This is a genomic window from Pseudomonas sp. BF-B-30 (assembly GCF_019956305.1).
GTDB lineage: Bacteria > Pseudomonadota > Gammaproteobacteria > Pseudomonadales > Pseudomonadaceae > Aquipseudomonas > Aquipseudomonas jessenii.
On the sequence record NZ_JAHBDG010000020.1, the window covers coordinates 48,454 to 72,466 of the forward strand.

The window sequence follows — 24,013 nt, forward strand, 5'->3', positions numbered from 1 at the left end:
AAACACCGGTCGTCTGTTTTAGCGACGTAATATTGACAAAGATTTGCTATGGAACTTTAGTTTTAGTTATCGGGGGGGGGCGCCCGCCTGAAGCTTGCCATCGCTTTGGCAACGCAAGGCGCGGTGGTTCTCCCGAGAGGAGCAGAATCATGTCGCTCATTTCGTGCTTTTTCAGAGGGATGGGGCTGTCCAGGACGTTCGCCTTCACTTCCAGATTCCATGGCCCGCCCATGGCTCGTATTCGCTCTGCCTGATCGACCGGCGAGCAATTCACTACGCGAATTCCAGGCGCGTATCCCGGGTCCGGGGTAACGCCAGAGCTCTCGCAAAAAAACATGACTAACAAGCTGCGCAAGCCAGCACTTGACTGGGCGCGGGAGGATTTTCTCGTCCCGTGCCTTTACCCAGACAGATCGAGGGCAATCCAAAATGGCCAATTTCAACAAGTCGGACCTGGAGTTCATTCTCCAGCAGATTTTCATCGCGGAAGCGGATACTGCCGGCCAGTCGCTCGCCAGCCTGATACCGAACCCGGAATTTGCTTTTGGTCTGCGCACGGTCGACGGGACGTTTAACAACCTGAGATTCGGTCAGAGCGAGTTCGGCGCAGCCGACAACATTTTCCCGCGCATGACCACTCCAGTCTTCCGCCCGGCTGAGGCGGGCACCTCTTACACCCAGACCAGCGGCCTGGTGATCGACTCGCAGCCACGCACCATCAGCAACCTGATCGTCGACAATACCGCCAACAACCCGGCGGCGGTCGCGGCCGCGTTCGATCCCGGTCTGGATGGCATCCTCGGCACGGTTGACGATGTCTTGAAGGACGGTGCGCAGGTCGTTACTGGGACCCGTACCGACGGCACGATCTTCCAGACCTTTTTCATTCCTAACCAGTCGCCGGACGTGGGTCTGTCTGCACCATTCAATCCCTGGATGACCTTCTTCGGTCAGTTCTTCGATCATGGCCTCGATCTGGTGACCAAGGGCGGCAGCGGCACGGTGTTCATCCCGCTGCAGCCGGACGATCCGCTGTTCGTCCCGGGCAGCCCGACCAACTTCATGGTGTTGACGCGGGCCACCAACCTGCCCGGGCCCGATGGCATCCTGGGCACCGCCGACGACATCCACGAGGCTTCAAACACCACCACGCCATTCGTCGATCAGAACCAGACCTACAGCTCGCATCCCTCGCACCAGGTGTTCCTGCGTGCCTATGAACTCGATGCCGCCGGCAGGCCGGTGGCAACCGGCAAGCTGATCACCAATCGTGACCTGGGCGCCGATGGCCTGTTCGGTACTGCCGACGACGTCGAAATCGGCGGCATGGCCACCTGGAAAGTGGTGAAGGCGCAGGCGCGCGACATGCTTGGCATTGATCTCGACGATCTCGACGTCCTCGACCTGCCGCTGTTGGCGACCGACGCGTACGGCAACTTCATTCGGGGGGCGAACGGCTTTGCGCAGATCGTGACCGCGACCGGCCTGGTTGAGGGCAATCCGCTGGCGCCGATCGACGCATCGCTGGCGATCCGCACCGGTCACCAGTTCCTCATCGACATCGCGCACAATGCCAGCCCGGTGGACAGCCAGACCGGTGCGCCACTGACGGCCGATGCTGACCTCGTTGCCGGCGGCCCGGTGGCCGCAGGCTCCTACGACAACGAGCTGCTCGACGCGCACTACATCGCCGGCGACGGTCGGGTCAACGAGAACATCGGCCTGACCACCGTCCACGCGATTTTCCACTCGGAGCACAACCGGCTGGTCCAGCAGACCAAGGACACGGTCCTCGCCTCAGCGGCCGCCGGCGACCTGACGTTCCTGAACCAGTGGCTGCTGACGCCCGTCACGGCTGTTCCTGCTGATCTGTCTACCTTGAACTGGAACGGTGAGCGCCTGTTCCAGGCGGCGAAATTCGGCACCGAAATGCAGTATCAGCACCTGGTGTTCGAAGAGTTCGCGCGCACCATTCAACCGCAGGTCGATGCCTTCCTTGACTTCGATGACACAATCAATCCGTCGATCGTCGCCGAGTTCGCACACACGGTCTTTCGCTTCGGCCACTCGATGCTGACCGAGACCATTGACCGGTTGGACCCCAACTTCACCTCGAGCGAGATCGGCCTGATTCAGGCCTTCCTCAATCCGCTGGCGTTTGCGGCCAGCGGCCCGACCCCGGAACAGGCGGCCGGTGCCATCGTCCGCGGTTTGACGCGCCAGGTCGGCAACGAGATCGATGAGTTCGTCACCGAAGCGGTGCGCAACAACTTGCTGGGCCTGCCGCTCGACCTGCCCGCCCTCAACATCGCGCGCGGCCGCGATACCGGCATCCCGTCCTTGAACGAGGCGCGCCGTGAATTCTACGCCGGCACCGGCGACAGCCAGCTGAAGCCCTACACCAGCTGGGTCGATTTGGTGCAACACCTGAAGCACCCGGAATCGCTGATCAACTTCATCGCCGCCTACGGCACGCACGCCTCCATTACCAGCGCCACCACGCTCGACGCGAAACGCGCAGCGGCCACGCTCCTGGTGTTGGGCGGCGTCGGTGAGCCGGTGGATCGCCTGGACTTCCTCCACAGCACCGGTGTCTGGGCGAACAACGCCGGGGCGGACGGTATTCCGAACACCGCAGACGACTTCACCATCTCCGGCGTTGATGACATCGACTTCTGGATCGGCGGCCTGGCCGAGGAAAAAATGCCGTTCGGCGGCATGCTCGGCTCGACTTTCAACTTCGTCTTCGAGGACCAGCTCGAGAAGCTGCAAAACGGCGACCGGCTCTACTACCTGCACCGCACCCAGGGACTCAACTTCCTGAGCGAGCTCGAGAACAACTCGTTCGCCAAGATGGTGATGCTCAACACCGACGCGACCCATCTCCCGGGCCTAATCTTCTCGACCCCGACCTGGACGCTCGAGGTCGATCCGACCCTGCAGCACACGGGGCTCGGCGTCGATGGCCGTGCCGATCCCACTGGCGGCATGATGATCAACGGGGTCGAGATCACACCGCTTGTCATTCGCGACAACCCCGCGACGATCGGTCCCGATACCAACTACCTGCAGTACACCGGCGAAGACCATGTCGTGCTCGGCGGTACCGCCGGCAATGACATTCTCGTCTCTGGCGACGGCGACGACACGCTCTGGGGCGACGCCGGTAATGATCGCCTCGAAGGCGGCTACGGCAATGACGAGATCGAGGGTGGCGATGGCGATGACATCATCACCGACATGGGCGGCGACGACGTCATCCACGGCGGGGCCGGCAACGACGTCATCCACGGCGGCAACGGCATCAATATCATCCTCGGCGGCGCCGGCAACGATTTCATCGTCACCGGCGAGGACTTTTCGGAGGTCTTCGGCGCCGCCGGCGATGACTTCATGCTCGGCAGCCGGCTGAACGGACAAATGATGGGCGGCGATGGCGACGACTGGATCGAGGTCGGGACCCAGGACGGCTCCCCCGGCGACAATTTCGCCGGTAACCTGCCACTGGCTTTGCTGGAAGAGTTGACCGGCGGCAACGACGTCTTCAGCGGTGACGGCGGCTTCGATGAAATGATCGGTGAAGGCGGCGATGACATCTTCATCGGCAGTGAGGGCCCGGACAAGATGTTGGGCATGTCCGGTTTCGACTGGGCCACCTACAAGGATGATCGTTTCGGCGTGACTGTGGACATGACCCGCATCGCCTTCGAACAATCGGCCCTGTCGCCCTCGGTTGCAGGCGTGCATACCAAGTTCCCCGAGGTGGAAGGACTGTCGGGGTCGGCGTTCAGCGACATGCTGACCGGCGATGATGCCGACGCGCTCGCGATCGCCGCTGCCGGTGTCCCAGGCAGCGTGCTCACCAACATCGACCTCGTCAACGGTCTGCGGGCGTTTCTTGGCGCGGCTGCAGCCGGCCCGGACGGTATCGTGGGCACGGCAGACGATCAGTTCGGCGCGGGCAACATCCTCCTCGGCGGTGGTGGCAGCGACATCATCGAAGGCCGCGGCGGTGACGACCTGGTCGACGGCGACATGTGGCTGAATGTGCGCATCAGCGTGCGCCAGAACCTTGACGGAACCGGGCCGGAGATTGCCACCTTCGACAGCATGGAGCCCATGATCCCGTTCATGCTCGATGGCACCTTCAACCCCGGTCAGTTGGTCATCGTCCGCGAGATCCTGACGGATGCCCCCGCCTTCGATACGGCCTTGTTCACTGGCAACCAGCTCGACTATACCGTCACCACTGTGGGCGGCGTGACCACCGTGGTCGACAGCGTCGTCGGTCGCGACGGCACCGACCGCCTGACCAATATCGAGCGGCTGCAGTTCAACGATCAGTCGCTCACCCTGCCTGGCGGGGTCGGGCTTAACAACGACCCGCTGGGCTTGCTGACCATCCTCGACGCTGCCAGCAACACCCCGGACGCTACGCCGACCACGGGTCAACTGCTGAGGGTATCGGCTGCCGACGTGACCGATGCCGACAACGCCGGCGGTGCCATCACTGGACCGATCGCCTTCTACTGGCAGTTCGAAGCAGTCCCGGGTACGGGCGTCTTTCAGGACATCACCCGTCTTGCGGACGGGGGCGCAGCATTGGCGCACGTAACCGGGCCGACCTTCAGGGTGACCCCGGATCTCGCCGGGCTGGAATTGCGCGTCAGGGCCGTCTACAAGGATCAAAATGGTGTGCTTGAGACTGCGTTCTCTGCTCCAACCGCAGCGGTCGTAGCCGGCGTTGCTCCGCCACCGGCAGCCCCGCTGCCGGCCGAGACTCCGGTCGCCAGCACGGGTGTGCACTATATCCGGGCCGATCTGCAGTTCATTCTCGACCAGATTCTGATCTCGGAAAGGAATGCAGCCGGTGAGGATCTCCTCAGCATGCTGCCGAATGCACGGTTGCCTTTGGGCCTGCGCACGGTCGACGGGTCGTTCAACAACCTGGTGGCGGGTCAGAACGAGTTCGGTGCAGCCAACACGGTCTTCCCGCGACTGGTTCCGGCGCAGTTCGATACGGCGGAAGCGGGAACCTCTTACGCTCAGACCAGCGGCCTGGTGACTGACTCGCAGCCACGGACCATCAGCAATCTGATCGCCGACAACACCGCCAGCAACCCGGCAGCGGTCGCGGCCACGTTCGATCCCGGTCTGGATGGCATCCTCGGCACGGTTGACGATGTCTTGAAGGACGGTGCGCAGGTCATTACTGGAACCCGTACCGACGGCACGACCTTCCAGACCTTTTTCATGCCTAACCAGTCGCCGGACGTGGGTCTGTCCGCGCCGTTCAACCCGTGGATGACCTTCTTCGGTCAGTTCTTCGACCACGGCCTCGACCTGGTGACCAAGGGCGGCAGCGGCACGGTGTTCATCCCGTTGCAGCCGGACGATCCGCTGTTCGTTCCGGGCAGCCCGACCAACTTCATGGTGCTGACGCGGGCCACCAACCTGCCAGGGCCTGATGGCATCCTCGGCACCGCCGACGACATCCACGAGGCTTCAAACACCACCACGCCGTTCGTCGACCAGAACCAGACCTATACCTCGCACCCTTCGCACCAGGTGTTCCTGCGCGCCTACGAGTTCAATGCCGCCGGCGATCCGGTGGCGACCGGCAGGCTGATCACCAATCGTGACCTGGGCGCCGATGGCCTGTTCGGCACTGCGGACGACGTCGAAATCGGTGGGATGGCCACCTGGAAAGTGGTGAAGGCGCAGGCGCGCGATCTGCTTGGCATTAATCTTACCGATGCCGACTTCGACAACGTGCCGCTGCTCGCCACCGACGCCTACGGCAATTTCATCAAGGGACCGAACGGCTTCCCGATGGTCATGATGAGGGGCCCGGATGGTATTGCTGATACCGCCGATGATGTTCTCGTCGAGGGTAATCCTGCTGCGCCGATCAGCCTGGTCAATGCCGTGCGCACCGGCCACCAGTTCCTCATCGATATCGCCCACAGCGCCGTTCCGGTGGACAGCCAGACCGGTGCGCCACTGACGGCCGATGCCGACCTCGTTGCCGGCGGACCGGTAGCCGCAGGCTTCTACGACAACGAACTGCTCGACGCGCACTACATCGCCGGTGACGGCCGGGTCAACGAGAACATCGGCCTGACCACCGTCCACGCGATTTTCCACTCGGAGCACAACCGTCTGGTCCAGCACACCAAGGATGTGGCCATCGCCTCCAACGATGTCAACTTCCTGAACCAGTGGCTGATGCCTGATGCCCAATTGTTGGTGTTGCCAACAACCGCGGCTGAGATCGCTGCCCTGCACTGGAACGGAGAGCGCCTGTTCCAGGCGGCGAGATTCGGTACCGAGATGCAGTACCAGCACCTGGTGTTCGAAGAGTTCGCGCGTACCATTCAGCCGAACATCGATCCCTTCCTTGGCGAACACCAGAATTATCAAACCGAGATCGACCCGGCGATCGTCGCCGAGTTCGCGCACGCGGTCTACCGCCTCGGCCACTCGATGCTGACCGAGACCATTGACCGGCTGGACCCCAACTTCGCCTCGAGCGAGATCGGCCTGATTCAGGCCTTCCTCAATCCGCTGGCGTTTGCGGCCAGCGGCCCGACCCCGGAGCAGGCGGCCGGTGCCATCGTCCGCGGCTTGACGCGCCAGGTCGGCAACGAGATCGATGAGTTCGTCACTGAAGCGGTGCGCAACAACTTGCTGGGCCTGCCGCTCGACCTGCCCGCCATCAACATCGCGCGCGGCCGTGATACCGGGATTCCGACCCTGAACGAGGCGCGTCGTGAGTTCTACACCGCGACCGGCGACAGCAACCTGAAGCCCTACATCAGCTGGGCCGATTTGGTGCAACACCTGAAGCACCCGGAATCGCTGATCAACTTCATCGCCGCCTATGGCACGCACGCCTCCATTACCAGCGCCACCACGCTCGACGGGAAGCGCGCCGCGGCCTCGCTCCTGGTGTTGGGCGGCGCCGGCGAGCCGGCGGACCGGCTGGACTTCCTCAATAGCACCGGCGCCTGGGCGAGTGGCCCGACCGGCGTCACCATTACCGGTCTGGACAACATCGACCTCTGGATCGGCGGCCTCGCCGAGGAAAAAATGCCGTTTGGCGGCATGCTCGGCTCGACCTTCAACTTCGTGTTCGAGACCCAGATGGAGAAGCTGCAGAACGCCGACCGCTTCTACTACCTGGAACGCAATGCGGGGCTGAACTTCGTCACCGAGTTGGAGAACAACTCGTTCGCGAGACTGGTGATGGCCAACACCGATGCGACCCACCTCCCAGCTGTCATGTTCTTGACTCCGGCCTTTACCCTGGAGGTCGACCCGGCCAGGCAGTTCAACGAGAGTGTGATTGCCGGTCCGGACGGCATCGTGGGCACCATCGACGACCTGCCCGGTAATACCGATCCTGTCGGCGGCATCCTCCTCACGCCGCTGGTCATTCGGGACAACCCTGCGACGGTCGGCCCTGATACCAACTACCTGCAGTACACCGGCGAAGACCATGTGGTGCTCGGTGGCTCGGCCGTCAATGACATTCTCGTTTCCGGCGACGGCGACGACACGCTCTATGGCGACGGTGCCAATGACCGCCTCGAAGGTGGCTACGGCAACGACTTCATGGTCGGGGGCGACGGCGATGACATCATCACCGACATGGGCGGCGACGACACCATTCATGGCGGCGACGGCAACGACGTCATCCACAGTGGCAGCGGCGTGAATCTGAACCTTGGCGGCTTAGGCAAGGACTTCATCGTCACCGGCGAGGACTCCTCGGAGGTCTTCGGCGGCGCGGGCGACGACTTCATCATGGGCAGTCTCGCCGACGAACAACTGATGGGTAACGAAGGTGACGACTGGATCGAGAGGGGAACCGCCGATGGTGCTCCCGGCGACAATTTCGACCCGAACGGGCTCGACTTGATACGCGGTAACGACATCTTCATCGGCACCGGCGCGCCCGACAGATTCATGGCTGAAGGTGGCGACGATATCATGTTCGGCAACGGCGGCGCGGGGGACCGCTACCTGGGTGGCTCCGGTTACGACTGGGCCGGCTTCAAGGACGACCCGTTCGGCGTGTCCGTCGACCTGAGCCTCGCCGAGATCGCTATCGCGCCGCCACTGCCGGAGTTGGCCGCAACCGTGGCTCGGTTCCAACTGGTGGAAGGTCTGACGGGATCGCACTTCAGCGACATCCTGCGTGGCGATGATGCCGATGCCACCGTGATCGCGGCTGCCGGTGCTCAGGGCAGCGTGCTCACCAACTTCGACCTGGTCAGCGGCCTGCGCTCGTTCGTCGGCACCGCAGCAGCCGGCCCGGATGGCATTGTGGGCACGGCAGACGATCAGTTCGGCGCCGGCAACATCGTCCTCGGCGGCGGCGGCAGCGACATCATCGAAGGTGGTGGTGGCGATGACCTGGTCGACGGTGACAAGTGGCTCAACGTACGTATCAGCGTGCGGCAGAACATTGATGGCACAGGTCCGGAGATCGCAACGTTCGACAGCATGCTCCAGTTGGAGCCGCTCATGCTCAGCGGCACTTACAACCCCGGCCAACTCGTTGCCGTCCGTGAGATCCTGACGGATGCCCCCGCCTTCGACACGGCCCTGTACACCGGCCTTCTGGCCGACTACACCGTCATCGAGAACGCCGACGGCACGATCACCGTGGCCGACAGCGTCGTCGGTCGGGACGGTACTGACAGGCTCAGCAGAATCGAGCGGCTGCAGTTCGCCGATCAGTCGCGGGTCCTGGTGGCGGGCTTGAATGCCGAGCCGGTGGGCTTGCTGAGGATCAGCGATGGCACGCCGGCCGTTGGCCAAGTGTTGACGGTGTTGGCCGACACCGTCAGCGATGCGGACAATGTCACTGTAGGCGGTGCGATCCCCGGTCCCATCGCCTTCGTATGGCAGGTTGAAACGAACCCAGGCACCGGTATCTTCGACGACATTGGTATTGCGCTCGGAGGGGGGCTAGGAACCGCCACCGGCTCGACCTTCACGGTGACCGCGGCTGAGCTGGGGCTGGCGCTGCGCGTCAGGGCCATCTATCAGGACGGCCACGGCGTGCTGGAAAGCATATTCTCGGCGCAGACCGCGCCAACTGCACCGCTCGGCGGCAGCCCCGTCAACGTCCTGCCGGTTGGCACGGTGCTGATCAGCGATACGACCCCGACGGAAGGCTCGGCCTTGACCGCTACGGATGCGTTCACCGACGCCAACGGAGTTGGGGTGGTCACGCATCAGTGGCAAGTAGGGGGTATCGGCGTGTCCTTCACGGACATTGCCGGCGCGACGGGCTCGACCTTCACGCCGACCCCGGCGCAGGTCGGATTGAGCCTTCGCGTTGTCGCGAGTTTCACCGATGGCCTCGGCACGCTGGAGCAGGTCTTCTCCGCGCCAACGACAGTGGTCGGTGATGTGTTTGTCGGTACCCCCGGTGTCGACATTTTTATCGGCACGGCAGGCGACGACGTGGCCAGCGGAGGTGATGGCAACGACATCCTGAACGGCTTGGGCGGCAACGACATCCTCAATGGTGACGCGGGCAATGACGTTCTGATCGGCGGCGTCGGTGCCGACACGATGGCCGGCGGTGATGGCAACGATATCTACGAAGTCACCGACCCTGGGGACGTGGTGACCGAGCTCGCCGGTGGCGGCATCGACGAGGTCTGGACCTCGCTCGCGAGCTACACCCTGAGTGCCAACGTCGACAATCTGTTTTTCGGCGGCAGCGGCAACTTCGCGGGCAGCGGCAACGTGCTCGACAACACGATCGTGGGCGGTGCGGGTAACGACATCCTCATCGGTGCCGGAGGTGCCGACACGATGGCCGGCGGTGGTGGCAACGATATCTACGAAGTCACCGACCTTGGGGACGTGGTAGGCGAGAACCTCGGTGATGGCAACGACACGGTCTGGACCTCGCTCGCGAGCTACAGCCTGGGTACCAACGTCGAGAATCTGTTTTTCGGCGGCAGCGGCAACTTCGCAGGCACCGGCAACGTGCTCAACAACGAGATGGCGGGCGGTGCGGGTAACGACGTCCTCATCGGTGGCGCAGGTGTCGACACGATGGCCGGCGGTGGCGGCAGCGATATCTATGAAGTCACCGACCTTGGGGACCAGGCGGTCGAACTCGCCGGTGCCGGCAGCGACACGGTCTGGACCTCGCTCGCGAGCTACACCCTGAGTGCCAACGTCGAGAATCTGTTTTTCGCCGGCAGCGGCAACTTTGCGGGTACCGGCAACGATCTGGCCAACACGCTCGTGAGCGGTGCGGGTAACGACATCCTCATCGGTAATGGCGGTGCCGACACGATGGTCGGCGGTGCCGGCAGCGATATCTACGAAGTCACCGACCTCGGGGACGTGGTAGGCGAGAACGTCGGTGCAGGCAACGACACGGTCTGGACCTCGCTCGCGAGCTACACCCTGGGTGCCAGCGTCGAGAATCTGTTTTTCGGCGGCAGTGGCAACTTTGTGGGCACTGGCAACGGGCTGGCCAACACGATCGTGGGTGGTGCAGGTAACGACTTCATCGTCGGCGCTGGCGGTAACGACGTGATGAGTGGCGGCGTGGCCGGAAACGATACGTTCGTGTTTGGTGCCGCGGGTTTCGGCAACGATACGATCCTGAACTTCGGAGCCACTCCGGCCGCAGGGCAGGACTTGATCGATCTCACGCCGATGGGGATCAGCAGCGCGACGTTCGCTCCCAGCCTGACCATAACGGCTGACGGGGCAGACACGGTGGTTGGGATCGGAGCGGACTCCATCCGCCTTGTGGGTGTCAACAGCGCGGCCGTTGATCAGACGGACTTCATCCTGGCCACTTGAAGTCCTGGTCAGTACTGTCGCAGGGAGCGTGGACAGCGGAAGGGAGGGCAATGGATGCCCTCCCTTTCTCCTTCCACTCAATTGCCTCATGAATGCTTTCGGTGTGGGAATTAGTCGCTGATCCTCGGCGCCGGAGCGCTACTGGCGATTGAAGGCAAGATCACCCCGGGGATGATGATTGCCTGCTCGATCCTCACCGGCCGCGCACTGGGTCCGGTGGAACAGGTCATCGCGTCGTGGAAGCAATTGCTCGGCTGCCGCTCGGCCTGGGGCCGGCTCAACGAGATGCTGCAAGACTTTCCGCGCCGGCCTCTCAGCATTCCGCGATTGGCTTGAGCGATTTCTGCTGCGCGCGTGCTGTCTCCAGCTCTTGATGGATTTCACTGAGATCGTCAAAGCTCTTGACCACCTCCGCCGCCCGATTGAAGGCATAACGAGCAAAGTGATCCGCACGAAGCGCCCGGTGCTGCTGATCAAGGCAGCACGATCGGAGGCCAGGGTTTGCATTTCCAGAATGCGCAAATGGCTTTGGTACCAGCGCTTGCTGATCGACGGCAGCATGCCCATGGCCTCGATGACCTCGGCGTTGCGCAGGTTGTTGGCGTACTGGCTGGAGGAGAGGGCGGCCTGGTTGGCTTCGGCCAGCGGCTTCTGCGTCGCTTTTTCAGTGAGCCAGGCCAGGGCCACCAGAATCAGCGAGCCGATCAGCGTGATCAGTCCGAGTACTGGGTGAATCAAATAGGCGACCAGCAGGTAGATAGGCGTCCAGGGTACATCGAAGAAAGCGAACAGTCAGCATTGTCAGCGTCGTGACGTTGCGACTGACCAAGGCTCGATCATAGACCTGCAGCATATAAATAGCTGGCGTCAACATCATGGCGTTTATGACGCCGCTGAACCCTGCCAGCAAGTAAAAACCGCGGCGCAGGCGAAAGAGCGCGTCGGTCAGTTCGGAATGGATGCTCGACTGCTTGGGCATTTTGATCCTCCCACTGCGAAAAGCCGATTGCCCTTGGGGCGCAACAGCTAACAGTAAATGTAGTCCCGTCAACAGCTTATGGACACGCAGGCTGGTCGCTCTATGGATGGCGGGTCTTCCGAAATCGCTGCGTTGCTCCCTTATGCAGCAGCGTAGGTGGCGGAGAAGCAAATCGAAATAACATTTCGCTCTATACCTGCACTCAACAGACTATATGTCTTTTAAAAACAGCTAGTTGTGAGGCCCAAACACCAGTCGTCTGTTTTAGCGACGTAATATTGACAAAAATTTGTTATGGAACTTTAGTCTTAGTTATCGGGGGGGCCGCCCGCCTGAAGCTTGCCATCGCTTTGGCAACGCAAGGCGCGGTGATTTCCCGGAGAGGAGCAGAATTATGTCGATCATTTCGTGCTTTTGCAGAGGGAAGGGGCTGTCCAGGACGTTCGCCTTCACTTCCAGATTCCATGGCCCGCCCAGGGCTCGAATCCGCTCTGCCTGATCGCCCGGCGAGCAATTCATATCGCGAATTCCAGGCGCGAATCCCGGGTCCCGGGTAACGCCAGCTCTCGCAAAAAAACATAACCAACAAACTGCGCAAGCCATCACTTGACTTGGCGCGGGAGGATTTTCTCGTCCCGCGCCTTTAACCAGACAGATCGAGGGCAATCCAAAATGGCCAATTTCAGCAAGTCGGACCTGGAATTCATCCTCAAGCAAATCTTTATCGCCGAGGCGAATGCCGCCGGCACCAGCCTCATTGATTTGCTTCCCAATACCCAGGTGCCGTTCGGCCTGCGTACCGTCGATGGCAGCTTCAATAACCTGGTCACCGGCCAGAGTGATTTTGGCGCCGCGGACGCTGACTTCCCACGCCTGCTCGATCCTTCCTTTCTATCGGCGCAGTACGCCGGAACAGGGACGGTGATCGACCCGCAACCACGGATTATCAGTAACCTGATCGTCGACCAGACCGCCAACAACCCGGCGGCCTATGCCTCAGCCTTCGATCCGGGTCCGGACGGTGTGCTCAACTTCGGCTTGCCGGGTAATGACGACGTACTCAAGGATGGCGTACAGGTAGTCACCAGCCCCGGGCTGGATGGCGTGTTCGGCACGACCGATGACAAGCCAGTGTTCTTCATGCCCAACGTATCGCCGGACGTCGGCCTGACCGCCAGCTTCAACTCGTGGATGACCTTCTTCGGTCAGTTCTTCGACCACGGTCTTGACCTGGTCACCAAGAGCGCTACCGACTTCGTATTTATTCCGCTGCAGCCGGACGATCCGTTGTTCGTACTGGGTGGCCCCAACTTCATGGTGCTGCCACGTGCGGTGCGTACCGCCGGCGCGGACGGAGTAGTGGGCACGACCGATGATGGCCAGACCAACACCACCTCGCCGTTCGTGGACCAGAGCCAGACCTACAGTTCGCACCCGTCGCACCAGGTGTTCCTGCGTGAGTACGTCCTCAACGCCGCAGGTGATCCTGTTGCAACGGGACGCTTGATTACCGGCGGCGAAAATGGCGGCATGGCGACCTGGGCAGTGGTCAAGGCGCAGGCCCGTGACATGCTCGGCATTGACCTGACTGACGCCGATGTACACAGCGTGCCGCTGCTGGCAACCGATGACTATGGCAACTTCATCCGCGGGCCGAGCGGCATGCCGCAGGTGGTGATTCGCATCGGTAACGGTGCTGACGGCATCGCCGGGACAACTGATGACGTCACTCAACTGGTCGAAGGCAACCGGGCTGCTCCGATCAGTCTGGCCAACGCCGTGAGCACCGGGCATGGCTTCCTTGACGACATCGCCCACAATGCCAATCCGACCGCTGGGCTGACGGCTGACACGGACAACGTCGTTGGCGGCAGCCCGCAAGCGCTCGGCACCTACGACAACGAGTTGCTGGATGCGCACTACATCGCCGGCGACGGCCGGGTCAACGAGAACATTGGCCTGACCACCGTGCACCATGTGTTCCACTCCGAGCACAACCGTCTGGTTCAGCAATCGAAGGACACCATCATTGCCGCCGGCGATCTGGCCTTCCTCAATGAGTGGCTGGTAGACGACGTGGCCGCGATACCGACTACACCCGCCGAAATCGCGGCGCTGGTGTGGGACGGCGAACGCCTGTTCCAGGCCGCCAAGTTCGGCACAGAGATGCAGTACCAGCACCTGGTGTTCGAGGAGTTTGCGCGGACCATTCAGCCGCAGGTCGACGAATTCCTTGCGCCCAGCGGGTATGACACCTCGATCAACCCGGCAATCCTCGCCGAGTTCGCCCATGTGGTGTACCGCTTCGGTCACTCGATGTTGACCGAGACCGTCGATCGCTTTGACCCCGAGTTCAATCCGCTCCTCAATCCGGCCGACCCGGGCTCGCAACTGGGTCTGATCGCGGCCTTCCTCAACCCGCTGGCGTTCGCCGGCAGCGGGGCGACTCCAGACGAAGCGGCAGGGGCGATCATTCGCGGTGTGACCCGCCAGGTCGGCAACGAGATCGATGAGTTCGTCACCGAAGCGTTGCGCAACAACCTGCTCGGCCTGCCGCTCGATTTACCTGCCCTGAACCTGGCGCGTGGTCGCGACACGGGCATCCCCACCTTGAATGAGGCACGCCGAGAGTTCTACGCCTCAACCGGCGACAGCCAACTCAGGCCGTACATCAGTTGGGCTGACCTGGCGGAACACCTCAAGCACCCCGAGTCGTTGGTCAACTTCATCGCGGCCTTCGGTACCCACGGGGCATTGACGGCAGCCGATGTGGATACGATGGTCGAGATGCGTGCGGTCGCTGTTGCCCTGGTGTTTGGCGGCAGCGCGGTGATCAATGCCGGCACGGCCAATGAGCGTACCTTTACCGCCGATTTAGCGGATCGCGTGGCATTCCTTAACAGTTCGGGCATCTACGCCATGGTCAATGGCGTCACCACTACCGGCGTCGACGACATCGACTTCTGGGTCGGGGGCCTGGCCGAACAGAAGATGCCGTTCGGCGGCATGCTTGGCTCGACGTTCAACTTCGTGTTTGAAACCCAGATGGAGGCGTTGCAGAACGGCGACCGCTTCTACTACCTGGCGCGTACCGCGGGCCTGGACTTCGGCGCCGAGTTGGAGAACAACTCCTTTGCCAAGCTGATCATGCTCAACAGCGATGTCACCCACCTGTCGAACACCGTGTTCCTGACGCCGACGTTTACCCTTGAGGTGGATCAGACCGCCCAGTTCACCGGCCTTGGCGCGGACGGCCGTGCCGATCCGACCGGCGGTATCATGATTAACGGCGTGGAAGTCGTGCCGCTGGTGATTCGCGACAACCCCGACACCGTGGGGCCGGACACCAATTATCTGCAGTACACCGGTGAAGACCATGTCGTCATGGGCGGCACCGCCGGCAATGACATCATCATTTCCGGTGAAGGCGATGACACCCTTTACGGCGACGCCGGCAACGACCGCCTCGAAGGCGGTGCCGGGAACGATGCGGTACTGGGTGGCGATGGCGATGACATCATCAGCGACTCGTTCGGTGACAACCGTCTGGAAGGTAATGCCGGTAACGATGTGATCGTGGCCGGTAGCATGCTGGTTGGCGGCAACCTGATCCTGGGTGGCGATGGCCAGGACTTCATCATTACCACCGAAGACATCAGTATCACCTTCGGCGGTCAGGGTGACGACTTCATCCTGGGTGCCAAGACCAACCTGCCACCTACCGGCAACGAAGGTGACGACTGGATCGAGAAGGGCACCCAGGACGGTGCGCCTGGCGATAACTTCTCACCACTGCTCAATGACGACGTGATTGGCAACGACATCTTTATTGGTGGTGGCGGTTTCGACGAAATGATCGGCGAGGGTGGCGATGACATCTTTGTCGGCAGCGATGCCCAGGACAAGATGGAGGGCATGTCCGGTTTCGACTGGGTGACCTACAAAAATGACAGGGTCGGTGTGACCGCTGACCTGAGCATGGCCGCGCTGGCACAGCCCCACGGCAACACGCCGAACCAGAACGCCGGCATATTCAATCCGGTCGGAGCCTCGCCAGCCTCGATTCTCGACCGTTTTGCCGAAGTCGAGGGCTTGTCCGGTTCGAGTTTCGGCGATGTGCTCAGGGGTGATAATGTCGATGCCGACACTATCATCAACCACGGTGGTACCACGGGCAGTGCGCTGACCAATGTCGCGTTGATCCGCGGACTGGACCAGTTCCTGGCCGACGCCGGTTTGCCAACCACCGGCTTTGCCACTGGCAACATCATCCTCGGCGGTGATGGCAGCGACCTGATCGAGGGGCGCGGTGGCGATGACCTGATCGATGGCGACAAATGGATCAACGTCCGGATTGCCGTGTATGCCCCTGGTGATGTCAACCATACCGGCCCCGAAATCGCCTCCTTCGACAGCATGGTCGATATGATCCCGTTCATGCTGGATCGCACCTATAACCCGGGTCAGCTCAAAGCTGTGCGGGAAGTCATGCCCGGCACCTCGACGGGCGGGGCGGCCTTCGACACCGCCATCTACTCCGGGATTCAGGACGAGTATACGGTTATTGTTGACGACCGCGGCACGGAGGATTTGGCGGACGATGTTTATACAGTGATAGATAGCGTCGCGGGTCGCGACGGCACCGATACCCTGCTGCATATCGAACGCCTGCAATTCGCCGATAACCAGCTAGTGCTGGTGGAGGGGGAGAATGCCCAACCGGATGGCAGTCCGACTATCGCGGATGGCAACGGCGGCGCGATCACCGTGGGCGATTTACTGACTGTCAGCGTGGCCGGGGTGAGAGATGACGACAACATCGCGGCGGGTAATCCGCAGGGGTTGATCACCAACTCCTCGGTGTCCTACATCTGGCAGTTCGAGGCCGATCCAGGCACTGGCGTATTTGAGGACATCATTCTGTTGCCGGCTGGCGACCTGGCGTTCCAAAGCGCCGATGGTACCGCGTTCAAGGTATCACCTGACCTCGCCGGGTTGTCGTTGCGGGTCAAGGCGATCTATCAGGACGGTCACGGCACCACGGAGATCTTGTTCTCCACGCCGACGGCTGCCATCGTTGCCGGTGCACCGGTCACGCCAACACCGCAGGTACCTGTAGTCGATGCCACCGCGGGTGGTGCCGGCCTTCACATGGTCCGCTCCGACCTCAACTTCATTCTTGACCAGATCAAGATTGCCGAAGCTGATGCAGCCGGTCAGGACATCCTCTCGCTGATCCCGAATATCCGCGCGCCGCTGGGCCTGCGTACGGTCGACGGGTCAAATAACAACCTGATGAACCTCAACGGCATTAACAACACCGAGTTTGGTGCCGCCGACAACGTCTTTCCGCGCTTGACCGATCCGGTCTTCAATCCGGCCGAAGGTGTTCCTGCCGACTTCTTCGGCCCCGGCTCGCCGGCTATCCCTGGATCGTCGTATGCGCAGAACAGCGGCAATGTGTTTGACTCGCAGCCGCGCACCATCAGTAACCTGATCGTCGACCAGACGTCGAACAACCCGGCGGCCTATGCCACGGCTTTCGACCCGGGCGTGGACGGTGTACTCAACTTCGGCTTGCCGGATAATGACGACGTGCTGAAGGATGGCGTACGGATAGTCGCCAGCCCCGGGCTGGATGGTCAGTTCGGTACTGGTGATGATCACGATGTGTACTTTTTCGAGAACACCACGGCGGACGCGGGGTTGTCCGCGCCGTTCAACGCCTGGATGACCTTCTTCGGGCAGTTCTTCGATCATGGCCTGGACCTGGTCACCAAAGGCGGTTCGGGCACCATCTTCATCCCGCTGAAAGAGGACGATCCGTTGTTTGTGCCAGGCGGCAGTGCCAATTTCATGGTGCTGAGCCGCGCGACCAACCTGCCAGGGGCGGATGGCATTCTCGGCACGGGCGACGACATCCATGAGCACACCAACACCACCTCGCCGTTCGTGGACCAGAACCAGACCTATAGCTCGCACCCGTCGCACCAGGTGTTCCTGCGTGCCTATGAGCTCAATGCAGCTGGCGATCCGGTGGCCACCGGCAAGTTGATCACCAATCGTGATCTGGGCGTCGATGGCGTGTTCGGCACGACCGACGACCTCGAGATCGGCGGCATGGCCACCTGGAAGGTGGTCAAGGCGCAGGCACGCGACATTCTCGGTATCGATCTCACTGACGCCGATTTCGACAACGTGCCATTGCTGGCGACCGACGCCTACGGCAATTTCATCAAGGGGCCGAGCGGCTTCCCGCAGGTTGTCATTCGAGTCAACAACGGGCCGGACGGCATTGCCGGCAACGCCGACGACGTCACTACCCTTGTCGAAGGCAATCCGGCCAGTCCGATAAGCCTCGCGAATGCGGTGCGCACCGGCCATGCCTTCCTCAACGACATCGCGCACAACGCCGTTCCGGTGGACGGCCAGACCGGCGCAGCACTCCAGCCCGATGATGGCGATATCGTTGGTGATACACCTGCGGCGGGCTTCTACGACAACGAACTGTTGGACGCTCACTACATCGCCGGCGACGGCCGGGTCAACGAAAACATCGGCCTGACCGCGGTGCATGCGATCTTCCACTCCGAGCACAATCGCCTGGTCCAGCAAACCAAGGACACCGTGCTCGATTCGGGTGACGTGGCTTTCCTAAACGAGTGGCTGCTCACGCCGGTGACCGCATTGCCAACCAACCAGGCCGAGTTCGATGCGCTGCAGTGGAATGGCGAGCGCTTGTTCCAGGCGGCCAAGTTCGGCACCGAGATGCAGTATCAGCATCTGGTGTTCGAGGAGTTTGCCCGGACCATCCAGCCCAACATCGACCTGTTCTTCGCACCGACCCAGGTCTATGACGTCGACCTCGATGCCTCGATCGTCGCCGAGTTCGCTCACACCGTGTACCGGTTTGGCCACTCGATGCTGACCGAGACCGTCGATCGCTTCGACATCAATTACAACGTGGTGGGCGATCCGGCCAACGCTAATCCCGATCAGCAACTGGGCTTGATCGCAGCGTTCCTCAACCCGTTGGCGTACGTCGCCAGTGGCGTGTCGCCAGAGGATGCGACCAGTGCGATCATACGTGGGGTGACTCGGCAAGCCGGTAACGAAATCGACGAGTTCGTCACCGAGGCGCTGCGCAATAACCTGCTCGGCCTGCCGCTCGACCTGCCGGCGATCAACATCGCCCGTGGCCGCGATGTGGGGATTCCCTCACTCAATGCGATCCGCCGCGACATCTACAGCCAAACCGGTGATACCCAACTCAAGCCGTACACCAGCTGGGTCGATCTGGTGCAGCACCTCAAGCATCCGGAGTCGTTGATCAACTTCATCGCAGCCTATGGCACGCATGACACGATCACGGAGGCGAGCACGCTGGCAGGCAAACGGGCTGCAGCCATGGCCCTGGTGTTCGATGAGGGTGCGAGTTCGCCGGCTGACCGCCTGGACTTCCTCAATAGCACCGGTACCTGGGCCAACGTAACGGGTGTGACAGTCACGGGCGTCGATGCCATCGACCTCTGGATCGGCGGCCTGGCCGAACAGAAAACTCCGTTCGGCGGCATGCTCGGCTCGACCTTCAACTTCGTGTTCGAAAACCAGCTGGAAAAACTGCAGGACGGCGACCGCTTCTACTACCTGGAGCGTACCGCTGGCCTGTCGATGAATGCGGAACTTGAAAGCAACTCGTTCGCCAAGCTGATCATGGCCAACACGTCGATCACGCACTTGCCGGGCGTGGTGTTCACGGATCCGGGGTTCTATCTGGAAGTGGACCAGGGCAGGCAATTCAACGAAGGCCTGCTGTCCGCCGATCCGCTCGGTCCGAACGGCGAGCAGGTGGTGTTCCGCGACAACCCGCTGACCGTAGGACTGGACAGCGACTACATCAGGTACACGGGTGACGAGCACATCGTGCTGGGCGGCACCGACAACGCAGACATCCTCATCTCCAGTGAAGGCGATGACACGGTCTGGGGTGATGATGGCAACGATCGTATCGACGGCGGTGACGGCAACGACCAGCTGCGCGGTGGCGACGGCGACGACATCATCACCGACACCGGCGGCGACGATAACCTCCAGGGTGGCGACGGCAACGACGTGCTGCACGGAGGCAACGGCGTCAACTTGATCATTGGCGGGTTCGGCAGTGACTTCATCATTACCGGTGAGGACGCCTCCGAGGCCATTGGTGGCCAGGGCAACGACTTCATCCTGGGCAGCAAGGCCAACGAACAGGACATGGGTAACGAAGGCGACGACTGGATCGAGAAGGGCACTTCGGACGGTGCGCCTGGCGACAACTTCGATCCGCTCGGCAACGACCCGGTCATTGGCCACGATGTATTCGTCGGCGGTAACGAGAACGATAAGTTCAACGGCGAAGGCGGTGACGACATCATGGTCGGCAGTCTCGGCTTCGGTGACCGCTATATCGGCGGCTCGGGCTATGACTGGGCGACCTTCAAGGGGCTGGCCCAAGGTGTGAGCGTTGATTACACCGACCGCTTCTTCGATGTGCCACCGATGCCGGGTTCAGGAGCTTCGGCGCTGGTGCGCTTCGACATCATGGAAGGTCTGTCGGGTTCGTCCCATGGTGACTTCCTGCGCGGTGATAACGAAGATGCGACATCGCTACCCACCGCGGGTGCAACCGGCAGTGTGCTGACCAACATCAGCCTGATCAACGGCCTGGCGGGTCTGCTGCCAGCTGGAGCTACGTTCTTCGACGGTGGCAACATCATCCTCGGTGGCAGCGGCAGCGATCTCATTGAAGGTCGCGGTGGTGACGACATCATCGACGGTGACAAGTGGCTGAACGTACGCATCAGCGTACGGGCAAACGCTGATGGCACTGGCGCGGAAATCGCCACCTTCGACAGCATGGAGCCGATGGTCCAGGCGATGTTGAACGGTACTTACAACCCGGGCCAACTGGTCATCGTGCGGGAGATCCTGACCGGCACTGACAATTTCGACACCGCGCTGTACTCAGGCAATGCGTCGGAGTACACCGTCGCTGTCGAAGGCAACACTGTCATTGTGACCGACCTGGTTGCAGGGCGTGATGGCGTCGATCGCCTGACGGGCATCGAGCGCCTGCAGTTCGCTGACCAGGCGCAGGCCTCCGGTGTTGGCACCGTCTCGAACAGCGCTCCTGTGGGGCGTCTGGCGATCCTCGATGCTACCACCGGTGCGCGTATCGATTCGCCTGTCGCTGGCCAGCTGCTGCGCGTCAGCAGCCAGTCGATACGCGACGCGAACAGCGTCAGTGCGGCCAATCCGACCGGCGCGGTTACCGGTCCCGTGTCTTACTACTGGCAGGCCGAAACCATTGCCGGTTCGGGCATCTTTGAAGACATCACCGTTCTCGCCGCCGGCGAGGCATCGCGGGTAACCGGCGCCACCTACCTGGTGGCGGATGATGTCGCCGGTCTGAACCTGCGCGTTCGGGCGGTGTATCAGGATGGCAGCAGTACGCTGGAGATCGTCGACTCGTCGGCGAACAACGCACCGACCGCAGGGCCGACCATCCTCGGGTTTGCGTTTCCGGACCAGGTGTTGACCGCCGACACGTCGTCCATCATCGACGTCGATGGCCTCAGCAATGCGCAGTTCACCTTCCAGTGGCAGGAGACCAACGGGGTCACCTTCGTCGACATCGTCGGAGCCACCGCCAGCACGTTCACGCTTGGCCTGGCTCAGGTCGGCGATCAGGTGCGCGTGGTGGTCAGTTACGTGGATGACTTCGGTGTGGCCGAAAGCATTGCGTCCGACGCTACGGCCCCGGTGGCCGCCGGTGAAGTGTTTGTCGGTACTGCCGGTGTCGACATATGGACCGGCACGTCAGGCGACGACATTGCCAGCGGAGGTGCTGGCAACGACATCCTGAACGGCTTGGGCGGCAACGACCTCCTCAATGGTGACGCGGGCAATGACGTTCTCATCGGCGGCGTCGGTGCCGACACGATGGCCGGCGGTGATGGCAACGATGTCTACGAAGTCACCGACTTTGGGGACGTGGTGACCGAGCTCGCCGGTGGCGGCAGCGACGAGGTCTGGACCTCGCTCGCGAGCTACACCCTGACTGCCAACGTCGAGAGTCTGTTTTTCGGCGGCAGCGGCAACTTCGCGGGTACCGGTAACGTGCTCGGCAATAATATCCTGGGTGGCGCGGGTAACGACGTCCTCATCGGTGCCGGAGGTGCCGACACGATGGTCGGCGGTGGCGGCAACGATATCTACGAAGTCACCGACCTTGGGGACCAGGTGATCGAGTTCGCCGGTGCCGGCAACGACACGGTCTGGACCTCGCTCGCGAGCTACACCCTGGGCGCCAACGTCGAGAATCTGTTTTTCGGCGGCAGCGGCAACTTCGCGGGCACCGGTAACGTGCTCGGCAATACGATCGCGGGCGGTGCTGGTAACGACGTCCTCATCGGTGGCGCAGGTGCCGACACGATGGCCGGCGGTGCTGGCAGCGATATCTACGAAGCCACCGACCTTGGGGACGTGGTGATCGAGCTCGCCGGTGCCGGCAGCGACACGGTCTGGACCTCGCTCGCGAGCTACAGCCTGGGTGCCAACGTCGAGAATATGTTTTTCGGCGGCAGCGGCAACTTTGCGGGCTCCGGCAACGAGCTGGCCAACACGCTCGCGGGCGGTGCGGGTAACGACGTCCTCATCGGTGGCGCAGGTGCCGACACGATGGCCGGCGGTGCTGGTAACGATGTCTACGAAGTCACCGACCTCGGGGACGTGGTAGGCGAGAACGTCGGTGGCGGCAACGACACCGTCTGGACCTCGCTCGCGAGCTACACCCTGGGTGCCAACGTCGAAAATCTGTTTTTCGGCGGCAGCGGCAACTTCGCGGGCACTGGCAACGCGCTCGGCAATAATATCGTGGGTGGTGCGGGTAACGACGTGCTCATCGGCGGTGGCGGTAACGACGTGATGAGTGGCGGCTTCGGTAACGATACTTTCGTGTTTGCTGCCGCGGGTTTCGGCAACGATACGATCCTGAACTTCGGAGCCAATTTGGCCGCAGAGCAGGACTTGCTCAATCTCACGGGGCTGGGGATCACCAGCGCGACGTTCGCTCCCAGCCTGACCATAACGGCAGACGGGGCGGACACAGTGGTTGGAATCGGGGTGGACTCCATCCGCCTAGTGGGTGTCAGCAGTGCGACCGTTGATCAGACGGACTTCATTCTGGCCACTTGAGGTCCTGGTCAGTACTGTCGCAGGGAGTGTGGACAGCGGAGGGGAGGGCAATGGATGCCCTCCCTTTCTCCTTCCATTCAATTGCCCATCAGCTATCGGGGTGCCAGCAGCGTACTGGGACTCATCAAAGCAGGTTGGAACCGAACTGCGAAATCAAAGAAACAATGCAAAAAGGAAACCCGGCCTTGAACACTTCAGCCATCTGCCTCTTGAGCAGCCTATTGGTTTCGGTTGCGGCTTCTGCAACCGGCGTTAATCCGGTGTTCGACCTGGATTTCACCAGGTCAGCCACGGAAACGCTGAAAAAACTGCACATCAACGACGCTTGTATTATCGCCATCTCAAGTCCTGCTGCGTTTACGTTCTGCCGAGAAGGGTCATCAACGCTCTGGAAGTATCAGGCGCTGGATCTGGAGCAACAGGCGCTGATCCAGATTGGCCAAAAGCGGTCTTCGACGGACTTTCAGCAAATAACCCTTGTGGAAGTCGACAGCGTTGCTTGCGAACAGGATCACCTTGTGGAATGGGTTAAACCAACTATCAGGCATGGACTTGTCCTTGGTCTGATTACCCTGTTTCTGTTGGCCGGCCTGCGATATACCTACCGGGCGATCATGCATTGCTGTTATGACGAGGCTGGCTTTTCGAAGTTCGGCTTACAGCGATTGGACGAATCCTGGTCAACCCACAATTCAACGGTAATGGCGTTGGTCGCATGGGGTATGGCGGCAGCTATGGCATTTGTTTACTTCGGGTTTTGAGCATGACCACAATTAGCGGATGTGCCGTTTCAAGGTGTTCGCCATACGATGTGCTTTGACCGGGTGCAGTTTTATTCGCTGACGATTAATTGACTTGGTTAATGTTTTGATTGCTTCAGTTAATCCTGCGTTGTCGTCTATCTGAAAGGGTGGCTGGATCACCGTGAAATCCGCAGTTGGAGTTTGCTCT

Annotated in this window: 3 protein-coding genes and 2 pseudogenes; 4 read left to right on the forward strand and 1 reads right to left on the reverse strand. The window is 61.5% G+C overall.

Annotation, left to right across the window (positions count from 1 at the left end):
- The first annotated feature begins 429 nt into the window (after window positions 1-429).
- Together KGB29_RS12530 and KGB29_RS12535 are read left to right on the forward strand one after the other, a co-directional pair.
- Window positions 430-10,848, forward strand: a complete 10,419-nt coding sequence (locus KGB29_RS12530) for a peroxidase family protein (RefSeq protein WP_223616442.1) — start codon at window positions 430-432, stop codon at window positions 10,846-10,848.
- Between the two features lie 114 nt (window positions 10,849-10,962).
- Window positions 10,963-11,169, forward strand: a pseudogene (locus tag KGB29_RS12535) (type I secretion system permease/ATPase); the annotation flags it as partial.
- Window positions 11,170-11,286: 117 nt separating this feature from the next.
- Here the strand turns inward: KGB29_RS12535 and KGB29_RS12540 are convergent.
- Window positions 11,287-11,827 (reverse strand): annotated as a pseudogene (locus tag KGB29_RS12540) (hypothetical protein); the annotation flags it as partial.
- Window positions 11,828-12,499: 672 nt separating this feature from the next.
- Between KGB29_RS12540 and KGB29_RS12545 the strand changes: the two are divergent.
- Entirely contained in the window at window positions 12,500-23,062 is a 10,563-nt protein-coding gene (locus KGB29_RS12545) for a peroxidase family protein (RefSeq protein ID WP_218543919.1), read from the forward strand.
- Window positions 23,063-23,112: 50 nt separating this feature from the next.
- Complete coding sequence (locus KGB29_RS12550) at window positions 23,113-23,823, forward strand: hypothetical protein (protein WP_317849204.1); 711 nt, start codon at window positions 23,113-23,115, stop codon at window positions 23,821-23,823.
- The last annotated feature ends 190 nt before the right edge of the window (window positions 23,824-24,013 follow it).

Coding starts and splice junctions, on each gene's coding strand:
- KGB29_RS12530 (WP_223616442.1), top strand. CDS start 430: ATGGCCAATTTCAACAAGTCGGACCTGGAGTTCATTCTCCAGCAGATT.
- KGB29_RS12545 (WP_218543919.1), top strand. CDS start 12,500: ATGGCCAATTTCAGCAAGTCGGACCTGGAATTCATCCTCAAGCAAATC.
- KGB29_RS12550 (WP_317849204.1), top strand. CDS start 23,113: ATGGATGCCCTCCCTTTCTCCTTCCATTCAATTGCCCATCAGCTATCG.